The organism is Rosettibacter sp. KY25 (genome assembly GCF_057554405.1).
On record NZ_BAAJAO010000003.1, the window covers coordinates 1 to 21,339 of the forward strand.

At 31.0% G+C, this 21,339-nt stretch carries 20 protein-coding genes; 19 read left to right on the top strand and 1 reads right to left on the bottom strand.

What is annotated here, in order from left to right; translation table 11 throughout:
* Nucleotides 1-163: 163 nt before the first annotated feature.
* On the bottom strand, nt 164-1,882 hold the full coding sequence (locus AC27L2_RS02505; RefSeq protein WP_487210087.1) for a right-handed parallel beta-helix repeat-containing protein: 1,719 nt from the start codon (nt 1,880-1,882) through the stop codon (nt 164-166).
* 708 nt (nt 1,883-2,590) lie between these two features.
* On the opposite strand from AC27L2_RS02505, the gene AC27L2_RS02510 reads away from it, so the two are divergent.
* The 19 genes from AC27L2_RS02510 (at nt 2,591) to AC27L2_RS02600 (ending at nt 21,325) form a co-directional block, all read left to right on the top strand.
* The gene (locus AC27L2_RS02510; RefSeq protein ID WP_487210272.1) at nt 2,591-3,541 is read left to right on the top strand and encodes a glycosyltransferase family 2 protein; all 951 of its coding nucleotides are present in this window, start codon (nt 2,591-2,593) and stop codon (nt 3,539-3,541) included.
* Nucleotides 3,542-3,676: 135 nt separating this feature from the next.
* Nucleotides 3,677-4,732, top strand: coding sequence for an NAD-dependent epimerase/dehydratase family protein (locus AC27L2_RS02515; RefSeq protein WP_487210088.1), 1,056 nt, complete (start codon nt 3,677-3,679; stop codon nt 4,730-4,732).
* Nucleotides 4,733-4,735: 3 nt separating this feature from the next.
* Complete coding sequence (locus AC27L2_RS02520; protein WP_487210089.1) at nt 4,736-4,930, top strand: hypothetical protein; 195 nt, start codon at nt 4,736-4,738, stop codon at nt 4,928-4,930.
* Nucleotides 4,897-5,391, top strand: coding sequence for a nucleotidyltransferase (locus tag AC27L2_RS02525; RefSeq protein ID WP_487210090.1), 495 nt, complete (start codon nt 4,897-4,899; stop codon nt 5,389-5,391). The genes AC27L2_RS02520 and AC27L2_RS02525 overlap by 34 nt, the downstream gene beginning before the upstream one ends.
* On the top strand, nt 5,388-6,671 hold the full coding sequence (locus tag AC27L2_RS02530) for a glycosyltransferase (protein WP_487210091.1): 1,284 nt from the start codon (nt 5,388-5,390) through the stop codon (nt 6,669-6,671). The genes AC27L2_RS02525 and AC27L2_RS02530 overlap by 4 nt, the downstream gene beginning before the upstream one ends.
* Before the next feature lie 218 nt (nt 6,672-6,889).
* Nucleotides 6,890-9,400, top strand: a complete 2,511-nt coding sequence (locus AC27L2_RS02535; protein WP_487210092.1) for a YfhO family protein — start codon at nt 6,890-6,892, stop codon at nt 9,398-9,400.
* The gene (locus tag AC27L2_RS02540) at nt 9,401-10,861 is read left to right on the top strand and encodes an oligosaccharide flippase family protein (protein WP_487210093.1); all 1,461 of its coding nucleotides are present in this window, start codon (nt 9,401-9,403) and stop codon (nt 10,859-10,861) included.
* Nucleotides 10,862-10,873: 12 nt separating this feature from the next.
* On the top strand, nt 10,874-11,782 hold the full coding sequence (locus AC27L2_RS02545) for a glycosyltransferase (protein ID WP_487210094.1): 909 nt from the start codon (nt 10,874-10,876) through the stop codon (nt 11,780-11,782).
* Nucleotides 11,779-12,648 (top strand): hypothetical protein, encoded by an 870-nt coding sequence (locus tag AC27L2_RS02550; RefSeq protein WP_487210095.1) that lies wholly within the window; start codon nt 11,779-11,781, stop codon nt 12,646-12,648. Before AC27L2_RS02545 ends, AC27L2_RS02550 begins: the two co-directional genes overlap by 4 nt.
* 121 nt (nt 12,649-12,769) lie before the next feature.
* Nucleotides 12,770-13,972 (top strand): ATP-binding protein, encoded by a 1,203-nt coding sequence (locus AC27L2_RS02555; RefSeq protein WP_487210096.1) that lies wholly within the window; start codon nt 12,770-12,772, stop codon nt 13,970-13,972.
* Nucleotides 13,973-14,078: 106 nt separating this feature from the next.
* Complete coding sequence (gene mntA / locus AC27L2_RS02560) at nt 14,079-14,489, top strand: type VII toxin-antitoxin system MntA family adenylyltransferase antitoxin (protein ID WP_487210097.1); 411 nt, start codon at nt 14,079-14,081, stop codon at nt 14,487-14,489.
* A 152-nt stretch (nt 14,490-14,641) separates the two neighbouring features.
* On the top strand, nt 14,642-14,890 hold the full coding sequence (hepT, locus tag AC27L2_RS02565; protein ID WP_487210273.1) for a type VII toxin-antitoxin system HepT family RNase toxin: 249 nt from the start codon (nt 14,642-14,644) through the stop codon (nt 14,888-14,890).
* Nucleotides 14,891-14,991: 101 nt separating this feature from the next.
* A complete protein-coding gene (pseB, locus tag AC27L2_RS02570; RefSeq protein WP_487210098.1) occupies nt 14,992-16,044 on the top strand; it encodes a UDP-N-acetylglucosamine 4,6-dehydratase (inverting) in 1,053 nt (350 codons plus the stop codon).
* Nucleotides 16,045-17,223 carry a UDP-4-amino-4,6-dideoxy-N-acetyl-beta-L-altrosamine transaminase gene (gene pseC, locus AC27L2_RS02575; RefSeq protein WP_487210099.1) on the top strand — a complete coding sequence of 393 codons (1,179 nt, stop codon included), beginning with the start codon at nt 16,045-16,047 and terminating at the stop codon, nt 17,221-17,223.
* Nucleotides 17,220-18,683, top strand: coding sequence for a UDP-2,4-diacetamido-2,4,6-trideoxy-beta-L-altropyranose hydrolase (gene pseG, locus AC27L2_RS02580; RefSeq protein ID WP_487210100.1), 1,464 nt, complete (start codon nt 17,220-17,222; stop codon nt 18,681-18,683). Before pseC ends, pseG begins: the two co-directional genes overlap by 4 nt.
* Before the next feature lies 1 nt (nt 18,684).
* Entirely contained in the window at nt 18,685-19,719 is a 1,035-nt protein-coding gene (gene pseI, locus AC27L2_RS02585; protein ID WP_487210101.1) for a pseudaminic acid synthase, read from the top strand.
* 2 nt (nt 19,720-19,721) lie between these two features.
* Complete coding sequence (locus tag AC27L2_RS02590) at nt 19,722-20,015, top strand: nucleotidyltransferase domain-containing protein (RefSeq protein WP_487210102.1); 294 nt, start codon at nt 19,722-19,724, stop codon at nt 20,013-20,015.
* Nucleotides 20,012-20,503, top strand: coding sequence for a HepT-like ribonuclease domain-containing protein (locus AC27L2_RS02595; protein WP_487210103.1), 492 nt, complete (start codon nt 20,012-20,014; stop codon nt 20,501-20,503). Before AC27L2_RS02590 ends, AC27L2_RS02595 begins: the two co-directional genes overlap by 4 nt.
* A 57-nt stretch (nt 20,504-20,560) precedes the next feature.
* A complete protein-coding gene (locus AC27L2_RS02600; RefSeq protein ID WP_487210104.1) occupies nt 20,561-21,325 on the top strand; it encodes a cytidylyltransferase domain-containing protein in 765 nt (254 codons plus the stop codon).
* Nucleotides 21,326-21,339 lie beyond the last annotated feature (14 nt).

Sequence of the window (21,339 nt, forward strand, 5' to 3'; positions counted from 1 at the left end):
AGTCGGGAGAAAGCAAATCACAACACATTCCAAATAAACTTTTATTTGTATTTCCTTGGTTACAATCCGCCAGAGGCGGACAGGTATGTCAAAGAATCCAGAAAAGTTTGAAGAAAATAAATAACAACAGCCTGTATATACAACCAAGTATTGTAAAGAATATTCATCTCATAAGCAAAAGTTTTTTTGTCTTAGTGAAATTTATTGTGCTCAAGCGACAAAAATACACTCCACTGGAAAGGTTGACTGGTGGAGAGAATGTAATGTAATGGTCGCCTTCTGAAAATTCATCGTCAGTAATAAGGGCTATTGTCTGTCCCAGGGGATTAAAAATTTCCATGCGCACATGTTGCTTTGCTGGTAATCGGAAGTGAATAACTGTTTCTGAGTTAAATGGGTTCGGGTAGTTTTGGAGGAGCAACAAGTGTGATTGTCTGTTGTGGTATTCTTTAACATGCACTGCACTCTGGAATTCGTAACAGCCGATGTCGGGTGGGTTGATACGGAGTCTGCCTTCCAGGTCTTCGCTTGGAGCACCATTTGCAGTGCCAGCATTGATTGCAGGGCTACCTTCCTGTAAGTGATAGTCACCATTATGACCCCAGGCCGGTCGTATAAAGTTCGGATTACCATAAATATTACCCTCTCCAAACGACGCAATATTAGCATGTGTATAAACTGTGTCGCCATAAGTAAGAATAATTTCACTTTGTGGCAAATAGAATAGGTTGTGGTCGGCAATGAGTGTGCTGGCAGGGTAAACATAAATGGGTGATTCATGACCCCGCCCACAGAAAATTGAATTGCGTAAGATAATTTGAACGGGAACCGGGTTAAGATATTGCACGTAGAGCAGGTAATTATGTCCCAATGAATCATCTACAGTTACATTAACGATTTCAAAGCGGGCATTAGGTTGTTCCACTTGGTCAATAACGATGGGTGCCCAAGGAGTGACTTCTGGATTAGCATCGCCTCGTCCGTATATGAGTGTATTCTCGATGCGGCTGTTATTTGCCCAGAGCTTTACACCGTCGCAAGAGTTGTTAGCGATGATGCAACTTTGGATGGTGGTGTTTTCTGCCTTAGAGTCTAATCCGTCACCATAGTTATGTTCGGCTAAAGTATTCTCAATTATAACAGGACCCTTGGAGGGTTCAATGCCGAAGCCGTCCGGACGGTCGTAGGGACGGTTAGAACCATCGGTGCCCTGATAATAGTGGCCACTCCAAGAGAGTGAGCATCCTCTGATTGTCACGTTCCGCCAACCACCATATTCCCCCGCTGGTCCCCCTAACGCACCAAAGCCACAATACTCGATTCGACAGTTGAGGATTTGAAGATCATCCACGTCCTGAATGTCCATACCGAACTCGTCTATGTGGTGGATGTAAAGGTCCTCTAAGACAATGTGTGCGGCTGGAGTTCCAAGGATTTCTACCCCTTCGCGGAACCAAAGAGCTTCGCCTGTTGCGGTTTCGTCATGTGTGATTTCCAAGTTCTCAATGCGTATATACTGGACACCACTTATGTTGATAGCAGTGAGCAAGTTATCCCGACCAACTAATACAGGGCGGTTGCCATTTTCGCCTCTGATTGTTATCCAGGCGTTGAAAGCACCTGAGGTCGGGTTAATGATATCATCATCCTGACGGAGAATGTATCGTCCGCTAAGTATAATGAGGGTGTCACCAGGGTGAAGCTGTCGTGAGCCGTAACCAGGGGTTGCCCATGGATGTTCGTAGGTGCCTGAATTGTTGTTACTCCCTGTTGCAGAAACATAGTAGGTCGTCGCATACGAATATGACACAAAGAGAGTGAAATGGGGTATCAATACCATAATTGTTAGAGTCAAAGCTAAACAATAAAATGTTCTTCTCATGGTTCTTTACCTCTATTAATTTCTTCTTTGGTTATTTTTTAACCACAATAGTATCCTAACAGTTACTCATTGATTACAATTAATTAGAGTAAGACAATATGACAAAGAAAATATTTGACTTATCCCAACTCTTTTTGTCGGGAAAGCAAATAACAACTGAGCATTTACTCTGAAGGGGTATTATTTTTAACAAAAAATCCCGGCAAGGTCGGAAAAAAGAAAATATCAAGATTTTGTCTATATTCGACCAATGCGGTTTTATTGATTTCAAAATTACAAAGAATGCCAACAAAATTGAGAGGGAACAAATTGCAACTAATGTGAAAATCGAGGATTGAACTTTTTCTTGCTAACAATATGACAAAGAAATAACTTAAAAGCAAATCAGAATAAGCAATTTGCCAACCGATGTTGTTTCTATCTTGTTTACAATCCGCCATAGGCGGACAGGTATGTCAAAGAATCCAGAAAAGTTTGAAGAAAGTAAATAAAAGTTTCTATTCATTCCAACTTCCTCAATAAGTTGATTTTAGAATTAACAAAATTTAACTTATCATTGTAATTAATACTTTATTAACTAATAATATGGATTATATCTTGAGCGATAATCAAAAATACGAATCTCATAACTCCCAATTTCCTCCAAGAAAAAAACAAAGAAGATTTTATTTCAGAAAAAAAGTTCAACCAGTTATTGCAAGACAAGATATTAGAGAAATTCAAAGCTTCAGCTTTAAGAAAATTTCTGTTGTAATCCCACTTTACAACGAAGAAGAATCTTTAAGACCACTTTACAATGAATTAAAAAAGTCATTAAAAAATATTTCGTGCGAGCATGAAATTATTTTTGTTGATGACGGAAGCACAGATAAATCTTTAAGCATAATAAAAGAATTAGCTCGACATGATAATCATGTTCACTACTTAAGTTTCAGAACAAATTATGGAAAATCTGCTGCACTTCAAATGGGATTTAAATATTCATCAGGCGATGTAATAATTACTATGGATGCAGACCTTCAGGATGACCCGGAAGAAATTCCAAATCTTTTAAGAAAACTTGAAGAAGGTTACGACCTTGTCTCCGGCTGGAAAAAGAAAAGATATGACCCTTTCATTAAAAAATATTCTTCAAGATTTTTCAATTTTGTAACAAGACTTTTTTCAAAAGTTAAAATACATGATTTCAATTGCGGCTTAAAGGCTTATAGAAGAGCTGTAGTTCAAAGCATCAATGTTTATGGTGAACTGCATCGCTATATTCCAGTTCTTGCCGGCTGGAAAGGTTTTTCAATTTCTGAAGTTGTTGTTAAACATCATCCGCGCAGATATGGAAAAACCAAGTTTGGCATTTCCAGATTTTTCAAAGGATTTATCGACTTAATCACAGTTCTTTTTACTACACGCTATATTAAAAGACCAATGCATTTATTCGGCTTTGTTGGATTGCTCACAGCTTTATTTGGTGGTTTTATAAGTCTTTGGTTAACTTATGAAAAAATATTTTTAGGAAGAGGAATTAATAATCGCCCAATATTTTTCCTTGGAATTTTATTAATTATTGTTGGTATACAATTCTTTGCAATTGGTTTGCTTGGCGAACTTTTTGTTCACAACTTTCAAAATGATAAAGAGTATGTGATTAAAGAAAAGAAATAATCGTTATTTCAGAAATTATCTTGATGTAGTATTGCCTTCATAAAATTAATATCAATTTTTTATGCTCACATTTTTCTTTTCCAATATTCTAATTAAAAATTCTTATTTTTCCTTAAAAGAAAAAGGAATAATTTTATGAAATACCATCTTGTTACTGGTGCATGCGGATTTGTGGGAAGAAATACTGTTAAACAACTTCTTAAGAGAACGAATGATATAATTTTAATGATTGATGATTTATCTGTTGGGACTCATCCTTCAACCTGGTTAAATGATTCTATCACAAAAAAATTTAAGGATATTGAAATATTCGGGAAAGATGAACGATTATTTTTTTGGAAAATGGATGTAAGAAAATTTTTAAATCATCTCCAAGAAAATCCAGAATGGTTGAAAATAGAATATGGTTTGAATATCGATAGATTTGCCGATGTATTTCATTTTGCTGCAATTGTTGGGGGAAGAGCAAAGATTGAAGGCGACCCGATGGCTGTTGCATTGGACTTATCAATTGATGCAGAATTTTTCAACTGGATTTCAAAAGCAAAACCCGAACGAGTTCTTTATCCAAGTTCTTCTGCAGCTTATCCAATTCATTTACAAACAGAAGATAATGCTGTTGCACTCAAAGAATCTGATATTGATATTGACGGTTATACACTCGGCAAACCAGATATGACTTATGGCTGGACAAAATTAACAGGAGAATATCTTGCTAAAATTGCTGCAAAGCATTATGGAATTTCGATAGTTTGTATTCGTCCATTTTCTGGTTATGGAGAAGATCAGGATTTAAGTTATCCAGTTCCTGCTATTGCGGACCGCGCGGCACGAAAAGAAAATCCATTTGAAGTCTGGGGAACAGGTCAGCAAGGCAGAGACTTTGTTCACATTGATGATGTAATGGATTGTATGTTTCTTGCGATGGACAAAATTCATGATGGAAGTGCAATTAACATTGGTTCGGGCAAATTAACAACTTTCATTGAATTAATTAAACTATTTGCAAGTTTTGCTGGTTACAATCCAACTATAAAACCGCTTGTTGACAAACCAATGGGTGTTCATTCTCGTTATTCTGATATGAGTTATGTAAAAGAAAAACTTGGCTGGCAGCCAAAAATTTCTCTCGAAGAAGGAATGCGCCGTGTTTATGATGCTGCAGTCAAAAGAATTAAAAATCAAAAATAGATTATGAAAAGAATTGTAAACATTGCAAAATCCCATAAAGAAGCCACAGAATGGGATATAAAACAACAAATTTCTTTAACTCCAGAAGAACGCCAGAGAATTGCTTATGAATTAAAAATAAAAGCTTACGGTAGGAATACTAAAGATGTAAGAGAAACAAGAGTATGCAAAAAAATTTATATTTCACAGAAGACATAACAGAATTCTTGCTTTTGCTCTTTAAGCATAAGGTTAAATATCTGATAGTTGGCGGAGAAGCAGTATTGTTTCATGGTCACTCAAGATTAACAGGCGATATTGATATATTTTATGAAAATTCTAATGAGAATGTTGATAAATTATTTAATGTTCTTTTAGAGTTTTGGAACAATGAAATTCCAGGAATTAAAAAAAAATCAGAATTAAAAGAACCTGGAATTATCATCCAGTTTGGTTTACCTCCAAATAGGATTGACTTGATGAATCAAATAGAAGGTGTAAATTTTAGTGAAGCATACAATAACAAAATCATAATTAATACATTGCTGAATAATCAAAATGCAGAAATTTATTATATCGGCTTAAAAGAACTAATTAAGAATAAAAAAGCAATGAGCAGACCTAAAGACATTGATGATTTGCAATATTTACAAAAATTATCAGATGACAAACCATTATGAAAAAAATTATAATCTTTGGTCCAGGTCCTCAATTTAAAGGAGGCATTGCAAATTATACTTCATCGCTTGCAAGGGCGCTAAGCAAATTGGGTGCAGAAGTTCATATAGTTTCATGGACGCAACAATATCCATCAATTATTCCAAGAGATTTCATTGACCACTCAAGCCAAAAAAATTTTCTTGAAGGAACTCCAGTTAAAGTTCATTATGTAACGAATTATAATAATCCATTTTCTTGGAGAAATACAGTTCGTGTAATTAAAGAGTTAAAACCCGATATTGTTGTTTTTCAATGGGCAATCGCTATTCAAGGATTGCCAATGGGTTACATTGCTAAAAGACTCAAGAAATGTTGTTCATGTGAAATTATATTTGATTTACATGTTGTAGCACAAAAAGAAAGAAGTGTAATTGATACAATATTTCTAAAATATGCATTGTCAAAACCTCATACTTTTATTGTTCATTCATTAAAAACTTTTAATGAATTAAAAGAAGTTTTTCCAAAATCAAAATTTATTTTGTGCGAAAATCAAGTAAGAGAAGATTATAAAAAATTCATTAAAACCGGCGAACAACAGGTGATTAAACTTTATCATCCTGTTTATGATATGTTCACACCAAATATGAACATAGACAGAGAAAAAGTTAGACAAGAACTTGGATTAAGAAAATATGTTTTTCTTTTCTTTGGTTTTATTAGAAAGTATAAAGGTCTGCACAACGTGATTCAAGCTTTTGCAAAATTAGCAAAAGAACGAGAGGATGTTTCACTTTTAATTGTTGGAGAATCTTTCTGGCACACTCTGGATAATAAAAAGCTGTCAACAAAAGTTAAGAAGTCGTTATTTGGTTTTATTAAAAAACTTCTTATAAAAGATACAGAAGATGAAAGTGATTACCGTCCACTTGATTTAATTGATGAGCTTGGTATCAGAGATAAAGTGGTTGTAATAAATAAATATGTGCCAAATGAAGAAGTGCACAAATATTTTCAAGTTGCTGACTGCAATGTTTTATTTTATGAAGTTGCTACTCCTTCTGGTGTGGAATCGATGGCTTATAATTTTAAGCTTCCATCAATTGCTACAGCAGTTGGACATTTTCCTGAAACAATCAAACACGGTTATAATGGTTATCTTGCAGAACCTAACAATATTGAATCGATGTATCAGACTATGAAAGATTTCCTGAACAATCCAATTCCTCGTGGAAGAATTGAAGAGCAGGCAAAAAAATTAAGCTGGGAAAACTATGCCAAAGCAATTTTGAATGAGTAATATATGGTGTTAAGTTTTATAGTAAATCAGTAAAGTTGTTGATTAAAAAGCTTCTCGCTAAGACGCAAAGCCGCTGAGAGAAATAACATAAAGAAATATTAAATATGAAAGAGAAGGAATTTGAATTAATAATATAAAATCAAACTTTGCGACTCCGCGTCTTTGCGTGAAATATTATATGAATTCATTAAAAAATTATTATAAAAAATGGTGCATAAATGAGTAAGCAAAAAAAAGGAATTCATTCTCAACCACAAAAAGAATTCGGTTTTTCTATTGAAAATCTAATTCCAGAAAAATATCACACTGCACTTTTGTTAGTAATAATTTTACTGCTATTGTTCATCTTTTTTTCGCCTGTGATGTTTGGAGATAAAACAACATATTCTGGCGATTTGATACAAGGAAAAAGTTTACGCCAATATGCGTTGAAAGATCGCGAAGGAGTTTCTCTCTGGAATCCATATATATTTTGTGGAATGCCTGCAGTTGTTACTTCAATGTCGCCTCGTTATTATGATTTAACAGCAATGATTTATTCTTATGCTTCAAGAATTTATTCTGCTGCTTTCAAAAATTATAATGCTGTTTATACATTCAATTTATTAATTCTTGCATTTACCGCATTTTTCTTTATGAGAAGTTTTGGTGCATCAAGAGGCATAAGCTTTTTAGTTGCCGCTGCAACAGCATTCAGCACTGGAATTGTTGTGCTATTCTACATTGGTCATACAACAAAACTTATTTCACTTTCAATTTTCCCATTCATTTTGATGATGCTTTTCAAGTTCCAGAAAGAAATTAAATTGATTGATGTTCTCATTTATATTATTGGGCTTCACTATTTGGTCTTTGGTGCTCATGTGCAAATTGTGTTTTATTTCGGTTTGGTTGGGCTTGTCTATTTTATTTACTTCTTTGTTCATTCATTTATTAAAAAAGATAAATTCTTACAAAAACAATTATTGAAATCACTTGTGATTTCTGCAGTTGCTGCACTTATTGCGGTTATGATGTCATACGATACTTATGGACAGATTTATGAATACAATCCATATTCGACAAGAGGAACAAAAAGTATTCTTGAAAATCAAAATCAAACAACAGGCTTAACAACAGATTCATATGAATATGCAACAAATTGGTCATTCTCACCTGGAGAAGTTTTAACATTCATTGTTCCATCTTACTATGGATTTGGAAGATCAACTTATAAAGGACCTCTTACAAATGGTCAACCTGTGGAAGTAAATACTTACTTTGGTCAAATGCCTTTTGTTGATACAGCTATGTATATGGGAGTAATCATCTTTGCTCTTGCAATTTTTACTTTGTTTGTAAGATGGAAGGAACCCGTAATTCAATTCTTTGGAATCATTATAATTTTCTTTCTCTTAATTTCATTCGGCAGAAATTTTCCTTTAATCTATAATCTAATGTATTACTATTTCCCATTTTTTGATAAATTCAGAACGCCATCAATGATTTTGCATGTTCTTCAAATTATCTTTCCAATTCTTGCCGGCTTTGGAATTATGAAAATAATTTCTTTAAGAGAAGAAAAAAATGTTAAGATATTGAAGAACATTAAATACACAGCACTGATATTTTCTGGTTTATTTATTTTATCAATTTTATTAAGCGGAACTATTTCAGATTGGTTTATTGATAGAGTTAAAACACATGCAGCTTCTTTATCAGACCCACGAGATTCACAAATGTATAATGCACTTTCAGATTATATGGCAGATATGTTTAGAGGTGATTTACAAATTGCAATGGCTTTATTATCAATTACATTTGGATTGATTTATGCTTACCTGAATTCAAAAATAAATGTGCAATTACTCATTGCTGTTTTTGTATTCTTGATTTTATTTGATTTGTTTAGAATTGATAACCGCGGGGCAAGTTATGTTGATGCAAAACAAATTGATGAACTTTTCAATGAGCCGGATTATGTAACAGCCATCAAACAACAAAATGATAAAGAACCATTTAGAATACTTAATCTAAAACAAGATGGTTCACTTGGTTCTTTAAGAAATAATGCTAATTACAATGTCTATTTCTTACTTGAAGATTTCTTTGGTTATTCAGCAGTTAAGCCTCGCACTTATCAGGATATTATTGATGTTGTTTCACCTTTTAATGTTACTTTATGGAGAATGTTAAATGTTAAATACATTATAACAAATCAACCTTACAATCCAGATGGCTTTATGCCGATTTATCAATCAGAAAAAACTTTTGTTTACAGAAACGATAAAGCATTACCACGTTTGTATTTTGTTGACAGCGTTATTTCGGTAAGACCAATGGAAATTTTAAATGCAATTAAAAATGATTCATTTGATCCACAACATATAGCTTATTTAGAAAATGTTGATTTTAAAATTGAACCAAGAGATTCCACAACTAAAGCTGTTATCTCTAAATATCAAGATGAACACATAACTATAGATACAAAATCAAATGGAAATAACTTCTTATTCTTTGGAACTACATATTTACCAGCATGGAAAGCTTATATCGATGGCAATCAAACAAAAGTATATAAAGCAAATTATGGATTTATGGGAATTGTAGTTCCGAAAGGTGAACATAAAATTGAATTTAAGTATGAACCACGAGCTTTTGTAATTGGGAAAAATATTTCGCTTATTTTGAATTTGCTTCTTTATGCTGGAATTATTGTTGTATTAATTCTTCATAATAAGAAAAAATGAATGTTAGACAGACTTAAAAGCACCTTAAAAGATACATTCATTTATAGTTTAAGCAACATTGCACCAAAAGTAATTGGTGTAGTTTTACTTCCAATTTATACTGCAGAATTAACAAAAGCAGAATTTGGGAATTGGGATTTACTTGATGTAACCACAAATATTTTATGTGAAATATTTTTATTGGGTCAGGCAGCTTCTCTTATTTTTCTTAACAATTCATCTGAATATAAAGACAGAAAGAAAAAAACTTTATTTACATTATTCATTTTTCTTTTTTTTGTGTGTGGTTTGCTGATAGTAACTTCAGAAATACTAATCTCGCTAAACATCTTGCAGGAAAGTTTAATTAAATCAAATTATGTCAGATTGATTGTATTTATAGTTCTTTTCAGAACCTTGAATAATTTATTTCTTTCAAAATACAGAGCAGAAGAAAAAGCAATATTCTTTTCATTGACAAACATTATCAAACTTTTGATAGTTGCAGCACTTACAATTTATTTTCTTGTATCAATGAAAAAAGGAATTGAAGGAATTTTTCTTGCAGCAGTTTTAGGTGAAGCACTAACATCTGTTTTTCTTTTCTTAACTCTAATCAATCAGATGAACTTCAGTTTTGATACAGAAATTCTTAAAATCTCTTTGAAATTTGGCTTCCCATTAATTTTTGCATCACTTGGCATTATGCTTTTGAATTTAAGTGATAGATATATTATCACATATCTTTTAGGATATGAAGCAAATGGAATTTATGGTTTAGGTTATCGCGTTGCCGGTGTATTAAATATGTTTTTAGTAATGCCTTTTAGCATGAGTTTAATGCCAATTGCATATAAGTATTATGGTCAAAAAGATGATAAAAGATTTTTCAGCAAGGTAATGACTTATTCAACTTTTATTTTTGTCTGGGCTTCTATTTTTATATCACTTTTCAGCAAAGAAATAATAAAAATATTTGCAACCAAATCTGAATATTATAGTGCTTATTACGTTGTTCCGATTGTTTTGTTTGCTTATACATTCAGTGGAATGAGACTGACAGCTTCACTTGGAATGATGTTAACAAAAAACACAAAACATATTGCAACCATTACATTGGGTGCGGCAATATTAAACATTATATTAAACTTCATTTTAATTCCATATTTTGGAATAATTGCAGCAGCGTTAAATACATTGATTGCGTTTGTAATTTTTTATTTTATCACACAAAAAGTATCCGACAACTATTATAAAATTCCTTTTGAAAACAAAAAATTATTTTTAATGATTTTTACTGGTATGATTTTATCTTTTGCAGGGTACATATTACCTGATAAAATTATTTTTCAAATACTCAAGTTGATTCTAACATTAATATTCCCGTTTATTTTATATTTATTTAACTTTTATGAAGTATCCGAAATTCAAATAATAATGAATCCGAAAAAATTATTTACATTTATTAGCAAAAATGAATAACAATCAAAAATTATGAACGAAAAACCACTTGCATCAGTTATTATCTGTACTTACAATCGAGAGAAATACCTTCCATCAGCATTACATTCATTGAAAAATCAAACAGTTGATAAAAAGAAATATGAAATAATTATTGTTAATAACAATTCAACTGATAAAACTGAAGAAATTTCAAAAAGATTTATAAAAGAAAATCCTGACTTAAATATAAAATACGTTGTAGAAACACAAAGAGGATTATCGGCGGCAAGAAATAGAGGGATTAAAGAATCAGATGGAGAAATTATAATTTTTATTGATGACGATGCTGAAGTTACTCCAAATTATGTGGAAGAAGCAGTTAAGTTCTTTCAGACTTATGATGATGTTGATGCAATGGGCGGTAAAATAATTCCAAAATATGAAGACGGTAAAGAACCTGAATGGATGTCGATATTTTTGTGGGGACTTGTAACAAAGAGTGACTGGGGGAATAAAATTAGAAAATATCCATATAGTAAATATCCTCCTGGGTGCAGCATGTCATTTCGAAAAAAAATTTTTGATGAAATTGGAGTTTTTAATGCAAGCTTAACATTAAGATGCGATGATAAGTTTATATTTAAGCAAATGGATAAATTCAAAAAGAAATATTTATATAATCCGGATTTTATTGTATTTCATAATATTGATAGAAACAGATTGACTAATGAATCAATAAAAAAAATTTCTTATCTCGTTGGTATTGGTGAAAGAGTTAGGTTATCAAATAGTCCTGTTTATATTAAGCTATTAAAAATAATTGAATACATTTTTAAGTTTTTTTCTGCTGTTGCCATTTCTATATATTATTTTATAAAATTAGATTTTTTGAAAGGGATATATTTAATTAAAAATAGATGGTATACACTTATTGGATACTTTAAGAAGGATGTAACATGATTCTCCAAAAATTAAGTGATTTTCTAATTAAAATATTTCAAACATTCTTTTCGTTAATCAAGATTGTACTATTATCAATATATTTCACAAGACTAAAGAATAAACATATTAGCGGAAAAGAATGTGTAATCCTTGCCAATGGACCTTCTCTTAAAAATGATTTAGAAATAAATAGAAAGTTTATAAATGAGAGAATCAAATTCTGTGTTAATTTTTTTGCATTATCAGATGAGTATGAAAAAATTAAACCAGAGTATTATGTTCTTGCTGCACCAGAATTCTGGATAAATAAAACAACAGAATTTTTTAGGAATCAGCGAACAAAACTGGTTGAGAATCTATTAACCAAAACAAATTGGCAGATGTCTCTGCTTATTCCATTCAAAGCAAAAAATTCAGAACTGATTAATTCTATAAGGAAAAACAAAAATATTCATATTATTTACTATAATAATACTCCAGTCGAAGGTTTTCAGGTTATAATCAATTGGTTATTTAAATTAAATTTAGGAATGCCTCGTCCACACAATGTTTTAATTCCTGCAATATTTTTGGCGTTAAATATCGGTTACAAAAAAATTTATATCTTTGGTGCTGACCATTCATGGCATGAAGAAATTAAGGTAAATGAATTTAATCAAGCTACTGTAGACCATGGACACTTTTACGATAACTCTGAAGTTCGAATGCCGATGTACAAGCTTGATGGCAGGGAATATCATCTTCATGATATTTTTAGAAAACTTCATTATGCATTTAAAGGTTACTTTATTTTAAGAGAATATGCAAAGTTTTTAAACGCAAAAATCTATAATGCCAGCTCCAAAAGTTACATAGATGCATTTGAAAGAATCTTAATTAAATGACTGCTATCCTTAACTTATTATCATAACAATTTCTTTGGCTTTCAAATTTGATAAGTTTTTTTCTATTGAGTATTTTTACTCAGCATATTGAGTAAATTTACTCAATATATTGAGTATTTTTATGGGCTCAAATTATATGTATAAGCGAAAACAGCACGATATAATATCAAAAAGACTTAAAGAAAAAAGTAATTTTATACAAGTGCTTATAGGTCCCAGGCAATGTGGTAAAACCACATTAGCCCAACAGGTTGCAGCATCAATTAAAATTAAAACTCATTATATTTCTGCTGATTCTCCCACCCCTCTTACACCAACTTGGCTCGAACAACAATGGGAAGTGGCAAGACTGTTATCTAAAAAATCTTCTAAAGGTGCACTTTTAATCTTAGATGAAATTCAAAAAATTCATGGCTGGCCTGAAGTAGTAAAAAAATTATGGGATGAAGACAAAGCTAATAAAATAAATTTAAAAGTAATGATCCTCGGCAGTTCCCCATTATTAATCCAAAAAGGACTTACAGAAAGCTTAGCCGGCAGATTTGAACTGATTCCTCTTTATCATTGGAGTTATAAAGAAATGAAAGAAGCTTTTGGCTGGGATTTAGACAAGTATATTTATTTTGGAGGTTATCCAGGGTCAGCTAAACTAATAAATGATGAAGAAAGATGGGCAAACTATATAAGAGATTCATTGATTGAAACGGCCGTTTCGAGAGATATTTTTCTTCTTACAAGAATTGATAAGCAGCCTTTATTCCGCCAATTATTGAAGCTGGGGACTTCTTATTCCTGTCAAATTGTTTCTTATCAAAAATTATTAGGGCAACTTCATGATGCGGGCAATACTACTACCTTAGCTCATTATCTGCAATTACTCTCAAATGCTGGAATGCTAACAGGTCTTCAAAAGTACTCGGGCTCAGAAATTCGACAGCGTTCTTCCAGTCCAAAATTTTTATCATTAAATAATGCTTTGATTACGTCGCAATCTCAATATAATTTCAAAGAAGCAAAATTAAACACCGATTTCTGGGGACGTCTTATCGAAAATGCAATTGGTTCACATTTATACTCGGCTACAATTGGTACAAAACTAAAACTGACGTACTGGAGAGAAGGTTCTTACGAAGTAGATTTTATTTTACAAAACGGTTTTAATTTAATAGCTGTAGAAGTTAAAAGCGGAAGATTAAGAGAAAGTTTGAGAGGTTTTGATATGTTTTGTAAACAATATAATCCCAAAAGAAAATTATTAATTGGTCCTGATGGAATCTCTATCGAAGAATTTTTATTAACACCAGCTCATGAATGGTACAATTAATTAGCTGTTATTGTTTTGTTCCCTCATAAAATAATCAGCTGATTTTTTATCATCTTAAATAAGTATTTACTATTTTTATATAAACATAACATCAAATTTTTCTACAATGGTTAACAATTTTATAAGCGATATAATAAAAGAAAATAAAAATATCAGCTTTGCATATTTATTCGGTTCAAGAGTCAAAAACAAAGTTAGATTTGGCAGTGATTTAGATATTGCAATATTTTTTGAATCTGAACCAACACTTGATGAAATAGGCAAGCTTTGCTACGAGCTTGAAACAGCATCTAATTGTGAAATAGATTTAATTAAATTGAATGACCTTTACGATACTAATCCTGAATTAGCTTATAATATTATTAAAGATGGAATATTAATTTTTCACAGAAATATCAACATTGTAAATGATTTCAAAAAAAATGCAATACTAAGATACCTCGATTTCAAACCATTACGAGATAAATTTCACAACTTGTTTTTAGAAAGATTATCTAAAAATAAATTTGCTTTATAAATGGTAATAGATAAGTTAAAGAGACTGGAAGAGAATCTAAAAATTCTTTATAAGATTAAAGATACTTATAAACCTGATGATCTTATTACGATAAGATTGATGAATGAGGACTTCGATACGGAATTTTTGAAACTATTCAAATAATAATAGATATAGCAAGCAGTGTAGTAGCAGAAAAGAACTTAGGCACACCAAAAAATTATTCTGAAACTATTACTTTACTTATTTCTAATAATAATATTGAAAAAGAATTAGGGGAAAAGTTAATCAGGATGATAAGATTAAGAAATTTACTTGTTCATGAATATGGAATAATTGATGTTAAAAAGTTATATGATTATCTAAACTCTTTGGAAGATATTAGAGATTTTATTAATAAGATAAAAGGAATAATTGCATAACAAAATTTGCTTCCAATTAGCATCAATATTTTCTACCTCTATAATTCCCGCCAATACACAAAAAATTTTCATAAATTTGTTTTGAATAAATTTGGATAAACATGGATGGCAAAACAATTTTAATTACAGGCGGCACTGGTTCATTCGGCAAAAAATTTGTCGAGACAGTTCTCAAGCGATATAATCCCAAGAAGATTATTATTTACAGTCGTGATGAATTAAAACAATTTGAAATGCAGCACAACCCGCGCTTTCAAAAAGATGGTGTGTTAATGCGCTATTTTATCGGAGATGTTCGCGACGTTGAAAGATTGAAACGTGCAATGGAAGGTGTAGATATTGTAATTCATGCAGCAGCATTAAAACAGGTGCCAGCAGCTGAATATAATCCATTTGAAGCTGTTAAGACAAATATCATCGGCGGACAAAATGTTATTGATGCATGTCTATCATCAAGTGTTAAAAAAGTTATTGCACTTAGCACAGATAAAGCAGCAGCTCCGGTAAATTTATATGGTGCAACAAAATTAACTTCTGATAAACTTTTTGTTGCTGCAAATAATTACAAGGGGACACGTGATATAAAATTTTCTGTTGTAAGATATGGCAATGTTATGGGAAGTCGCGGTTCAGTTATTCCTTTCTTTTTAGAAAAAAAGAAAACAGGTGTTCTACCAATCACTGATGAACGCATGACAAGATTTAATATTACTCTGCAGGAAGGAGTTGACTTTGTTTTATTCTGTTTAGAAAAAATGTGGGGCGGCGAATTGTTTGTTCCCAAAATTCCTTCATACAGAATTCTTGACCTTGCAAAAGCAATTGCACCTGAATGCAAAATTGAAATTGTTGGAATAAGACCTGGAGAAAAAATTCACGAAGAAATGATAACTCAAGCTGATGCACTCAATACAATTGAATTCGAAAAATATTTTGTTATACTTCCTTCAGTTCAGCTTGGAAACGATAATCACTTAAAACTTTGGGACACAGAAGAATTCAGAACTAAAAGCAACAGCAAGCCTGGAAAATTTTGTGAATACGGATTTTCTTACAACAGCGGGACAAATCCACATTTTCTAACAATTGATGAACTTAGAGAACTTGTTATTCAAAATGTAGAAGGTTCAAAAGAAATTATTTATGGTAATTAAATGAAAAAAAATTATTCATATGGAAAACAAACTATATCAGAAGATGATATTCAAGCAGTAGATGAAACATTAAAATCAGATTGGCTTACTCAAGGTCCTACAATTAAAAAATTTGAAGATGAACTTTGTAAAAAATTTGGAAGTAAATATGCTTCTGCCGTTTCGAATGGAACAGCAGGATTACATTTAATTGCATTAGGATTAAAATGGAAAAAAGATGATATAATAATCACCTCGCCAATTACTTTTCTTGCAAGTGCGAATTGTGCAATTTATGCTGGAGCCCAAATTGATTTTGCTGATATCGATTCCTCATCATACACAATCGACATAAATAAATTAGAAGAGAAAATCAAATTCTATTTATCTCAGAATAAAAAAGTAAAAGCAGTTGTTGCTGTTGATTATGCGGGTCATCCATGCGATTGGGATTCATTAAAAGCATTAAAAGATAAATACGATTTTCAATTGGTTAATGATTTTTGTCATGCTCTTGGTGCAGAATATAAAAATGATTTTCAGTATGCAGTAAAATATGCCGATGCAGTTAACCTAAGCTTTCATCCTGTAAAACATATTACAACTGGTGAAGGCGGTGCAGTTTTAACTAATGATGAAGAGTTGGATAAACGAATCAAAACTTTAAGAACTCACGGAATGACAAAAGATGAATCTCAATTAGAAAAAAATGATGGACCATGGTATTATGAAATGCACGAAGTTGGTTTTAATTATCGAATTACAGATTTTCAATGTGCACTCGGCATAAGTCAATTAAAAAAACTCGATTCATTTGTTGAAAAGAGAAGAAACATCGCAAAATATTATGATGATTTTTTTTATAGTGACGATAGAATTATAATTCCGAAAGTTTCAGAAAAAGTAAAACACGCATATCATCTCTATCCTCTACAAATTAAATTTGATGAACTAAAGATTTCTAAAAAAGATTTTTTCCTTAAAATGAAAGAAAATAATATTCATTTGCAGGTTCATTATATTCCCGTTCATTTGCATCCTTTTTACAGAAAAACATTTGGATTCAAAGAAGGAGATTTCCCTGAAGCTGAAAAATTTTATGAAAGAGAATTATCTATTCCAATTTATCCATCACTTGAAGAAGAAGATTTAATATATATCAGCAATACTCTCAAGAAAGTTTTAAATGAAATGAAATGAAAGTATCAATAATTACAGAGGGATTTCAAAATACAGGGTATGGACATATAACTCGATGTTTGTCACTTTATCAGGCATTCGAGGAAAGAAATATTATTCCAACATTTTATGTAAATGGTGATGAGAAATCAAAAAATTTTTTGTCCGAATCTAATTATGAATTAATTGACTGGCTCAATCATCCAGCTCAATTAACAAAAAAAATTATCAACAGCGATATACTCATTATTGATTCATATCATGCAAGCAAAGAATTTTATGAAAACATTTCTAAGTTTACAAAATTGTTTTTAATAATTGATGACTTTATGAGAATTGATTATCCATCTGGCATTGTCTTAAATGGAACAATAAATGCAGAATCACTTCCATATCCTGCTAAATCAGGAATCGAATATCTTCTTGGCACAAAATATATTCCTGTTAGAAAATCTTTTTGGGATAATCCTCCACGAAAATATAAAAGTGAATTAACATCAATTTTAATTACATTTGGCGGACAGGATATAAGGAATTTAACGATTCCTGTTCTTAAAGCAATTAAAGAGTATAAACCAGAATTAAAAACTTATGTGGTTTTTGGGAATAAAAGTGACAGCAAAAAAGATGAGTTGAAAAAAATTTTTTCGGCAACTGAGTTTTATTTTTCTCTCAATGAAGAAGAAATGAAAAGATTAATGCTTGAATGTGATTTAGCAATTGCTGCTGCTGGTCAAACATTGTATGAACTAGCTGCTACAGGAACACCAACAATTGCTATAGCAGTTGCTGAAAATCAGAAATATAACATAAGTGAATGGCACAAAGCAGGATTTTTAATTGAGCCAATTTTTCATAATGATATAAACTGCATAAAAAAAATTATCAATCAATTAGAAAAATTAAATTCAATTCGAATACGGAAAAAATTAGGAAATAATGGCAAATCAAAAGTAGATGGAAAAGGAAGTAAAAGAGTTGTTGATTATTTGATTGAAAAATATTGTGAGAAGGAACTTTTTTATTTAAGAAAAGCAACATTGAAAGATTCAGAAAAAGTATTTAATCTTTCAAATGACCCGGCGGTGCGTCAGCAGTCAATTAATAAAAATCAAATAAAATGGGAAGAACATTCAAACTGGTTTCAAGAAAAAATTAATGATAAGAATTACTTATTTCTACTTGCTTTCGATAAAGATGATAATTTTATTGGACAAATTAGATTTCAAGTTGAAAATAGTGCTGCAGTCGTAAGCATAAGTATTACAAAAGATTTTAGAGGGAAAGGATTATCTAAAAAAATAATTAAGAGTGGTTGTTCAAAAATTTTTAGCGAGTTTAATGTTAAATCTATAATTGCATATATTTTACCTGATAATATAGCATCAATAAATGGATTTACTTCTGCCGGATTTATACCAGCAGGTGAAAAAATTATTAATCATGAAAAGTTTTTAAAATTCGTACTGGAAAGAAATTAAAATGAACATAGGCAAAATTAATCTAAATGAGCAAGTATTCATTATCGCTGAACTTTCTGCAAATCATAATCAAAAATATGAAATTGCCGTTGAATCAATTAATGCCATTAAAGAATGCGGTGCTGATGCAGTTAAACTTCAAACCTATACTCCTGATACAATTACAATTAATTGTGATAATGAATACTTTCAAATTAAGCAGGGCACAATCTGGGATGGAGTCACTTTATATGAACTTTATAAAAAAGCATATACACCTTGGGAATGGCAACCAAAGTTAAAAGAAATTGCAGAAGAGCTTGGTCTTATTTGCTTTTCAACTCCATTTGATAAAACAGCAGTTGACTTCCTTGAAGAAATGAATGTTCCTGCTTACAAAATTGCTTCTTTTGAAATCGTTGATATTCCATTGATTGAATATGTTGCATCAAAAGGGAAACCAATTATTATTTCTACAGGCATTGCAACAGAAGATGAAATTAAAGAAGCAGTAGATGCCTGCAGAAGAATGAGTAACAATCAAATTGCATTGTTGAAATGTACTTCAGAATATCCGGCTCCAATTGAAGATGCAAATCTTAATACTATTCCATTATTAAAAGAGAAATTTAATACTGTTGTTGGATTATCCGATCACACAACTGGAACTACAGCGCCAGTTGCTGCCGTTGCTCTTGGTGCAAGAATTATCGAGAAACATTTTATACTTGATAAAAATTTAGGTGGACCAGATTCTTCATTTTCTTTAGAACCTCATGAATTCAAAAAAATGGTCGACGAAATCAGACAAGTTGAAAAAGCACTTGGAAAAGCAACTTTAGAACTCAATGATAAAATTAAGAAAAGCAGAACATTTGCAAGGTCATTGTTCGCTGTAAAAGATATTAAAGCAGGTGAAATTTTAACCAAAGAAAATGTTAAATCAATTCGTCCTTCCTATGGATTGCCGCCGAAATACCTTAAAGATGTTCTGGGTAAAAAAGCCAAAGCTGATATTAAAAAAGGAACTCCATTAAACTGGGATTTGATTGAATAAAAATGAGATTAAAGAAAGATGAAATAGAAATTATTAAGGAGACCACAAAAAAAATCTTTGGCAATGATGCTAAAGTTTATTTATTTGGTTCCAGAGTTGATGATAACAAAAAAGGGGGCGACATAGATTTGTACATCGAAACGAATCTCAAAGAAAATATTATTGAAAGAAAATTAAAACTAATTGATGAACTGCATAAACATCTCGGCGAACAAAAAATTGATATTGTTATAAATAATTTCTCTGATGAAAAGTTTATTTACCAAATTGCAAAAGATGAAGGAATATTATTATGACAAAAGATGAATACATACTAAACTCAATATTAAAAGAATGCTACCGACATCGTAAAAGATTGCAATATGCATATAACAGATTAAAACCAATTTTTCCATTAACTATCGATAAATTATCAAATTTGACTGAAGAACAAGTTTCAATTTTAGACCAATTAATATATAGATTTACAAAACTTCAGGATGCAATTGGAAATAAACTATTTAGAAGCATATTAATAATTCTTGATGAAGATGTTATAAACAAGTCTCAGATTGACATTTTTAACAGATTAGAACAACTCGGAATTGTAAAAGATTATGATAAATGGAAAAGTTTAAGGAATTTAAGAAATGAATTAGCTCATGAATATGAAACAGAAGAACCTTTCACAGTCGAAGTATTAAATATGCTTTTCTCAAAAATTCCGGATTTAGAAAATTATTTATTTGATATTATAAATTATTTGAGAAACAGAGGTTTATTAAATGAGTTTATTGATTCTTAATGAAATTGTTTAACCATAATTAAAATTATTCCTCATTATTCCTTTTTAACTAATGATATGAACAAAAAAATTAATTTCAAAAATATAGCTGCGATAGTTCAGGCAAGAACAGGGTCAACTCGCTTACCAAATAAAATTTTTAAAGAACTTTGCGGCAAACCAATTCTATGGCATGTAGTAAATCGACTTTCTTATTCTAAACAGATTAATCAAATTATTGTTGCTACTACAAATCTTATGGAAGATGATAAGGTAGAAGAGTTTTGCAAATCAAATAAGATTCCTTTCTATCGAGGAAGTTCTGATGATGTTTTATCAAGATATTATGAAGCAGCAAAAAAATTTAATGTCGATTTGATAATTCGAATTACTTCTGATTGTCCTGTGATTGACCCTCAAATTATCGATAAAATGTTAAATGAGTTTATGAATATTTATGATAAAGAAAATATTGATTACATGAGCAATACTATTATCAGAACATTTCCACGCGGGCTTGATGCAGAAATTTTTCCATTCCAAGTTTTAGAGAAAACTTATATTGAAGCAAAACAAAATTATGAACGAGAACATGTTACACCTTACATTTATCAACATCCGGAAATTTTCAAGATAATAAATTTCCCATGTGAAAAAGATTATTCATTTCACAGATGGACTGTCGATACGATTGAGGATTTCCAATTAATTGAAAAAATTTATGAATCTCTTTATCAAGAAAATAAAATCTTTCATTTCGAAGATATCTTAAAATTATTTGAAGATAAGCCTGAGTTGATTAACATAAACAAAGAAGTAAAACAAAAAAAATTAAGTGAGTAAAAATCTTTGCAGAC

What these genes read in the sequence shown, in the direction of transcription:
- AC27L2_RS02505 (WP_487210087.1), bottom strand. Translation starts at nt 1,882, where the DNA reads ATGAGAAGAACATTTTATTGTTTAGCTTTGACTCTAACAATTATGGTA.
- AC27L2_RS02515 (WP_487210088.1), top strand. Translation starts at nt 3,677, where the DNA reads ATGAAATACCATCTTGTTACTGGTGCATGCGGATTTGTGGGAAGAAAT.
- AC27L2_RS02520 (WP_487210089.1), top strand. Translation starts at nt 4,736, where the DNA reads ATGAAAAGAATTGTAAACATTGCAAAATCCCATAAAGAAGCCACAGAA.
- AC27L2_RS02525 (WP_487210090.1), top strand. Translation starts at nt 4,897, where the DNA reads ATGCAAAAAAATTTATATTTCACAGAAGACATAACAGAATTCTTGCTT.
- AC27L2_RS02530 (WP_487210091.1), top strand. Translation starts at nt 5,388, where the DNA reads ATGAAAAAAATTATAATCTTTGGTCCAGGTCCTCAATTTAAAGGAGGC.
- AC27L2_RS02535 (WP_487210092.1), top strand. Translation starts at nt 6,890, where the DNA reads ATGAGTAAGCAAAAAAAAGGAATTCATTCTCAACCACAAAAAGAATTC.
- AC27L2_RS02540 (WP_487210093.1), top strand. Translation starts at nt 9,401, where the DNA reads ATGTTAGACAGACTTAAAAGCACCTTAAAAGATACATTCATTTATAGT.
- AC27L2_RS02545 (WP_487210094.1), top strand. Translation starts at nt 10,874, where the DNA reads ATGAACGAAAAACCACTTGCATCAGTTATTATCTGTACTTACAATCGA.
- AC27L2_RS02550 (WP_487210095.1), top strand. Translation starts at nt 11,779, where the DNA reads ATGATTCTCCAAAAATTAAGTGATTTTCTAATTAAAATATTTCAAACA.
- AC27L2_RS02555 (WP_487210096.1), top strand. Translation starts at nt 12,770, where the DNA reads ATGGGCTCAAATTATATGTATAAGCGAAAACAGCACGATATAATATCA.
- mntA (WP_487210097.1), top strand. Translation starts at nt 14,079, where the DNA reads ATGGTTAACAATTTTATAAGCGATATAATAAAAGAAAATAAAAATATC.
- pseB (WP_487210098.1), top strand. Translation starts at nt 14,992, where the DNA reads ATGGATGGCAAAACAATTTTAATTACAGGCGGCACTGGTTCATTCGGC.
- pseC (WP_487210099.1), top strand. Translation starts at nt 16,045, where the DNA reads ATGAAAAAAAATTATTCATATGGAAAACAAACTATATCAGAAGATGAT.
- pseG (WP_487210100.1), top strand. Translation starts at nt 17,220, where the DNA reads ATGAAAGTATCAATAATTACAGAGGGATTTCAAAATACAGGGTATGGA.
- pseI (WP_487210101.1), top strand. Translation starts at nt 18,685, where the DNA reads ATGAACATAGGCAAAATTAATCTAAATGAGCAAGTATTCATTATCGCT.
- AC27L2_RS02590 (WP_487210102.1), top strand. Translation starts at nt 19,722, where the DNA reads ATGAGATTAAAGAAAGATGAAATAGAAATTATTAAGGAGACCACAAAA.
- AC27L2_RS02595 (WP_487210103.1), top strand. Translation starts at nt 20,012, where the DNA reads ATGACAAAAGATGAATACATACTAAACTCAATATTAAAAGAATGCTAC.
- AC27L2_RS02600 (WP_487210104.1), top strand. Translation starts at nt 20,561, where the DNA reads ATGAACAAAAAAATTAATTTCAAAAATATAGCTGCGATAGTTCAGGCA.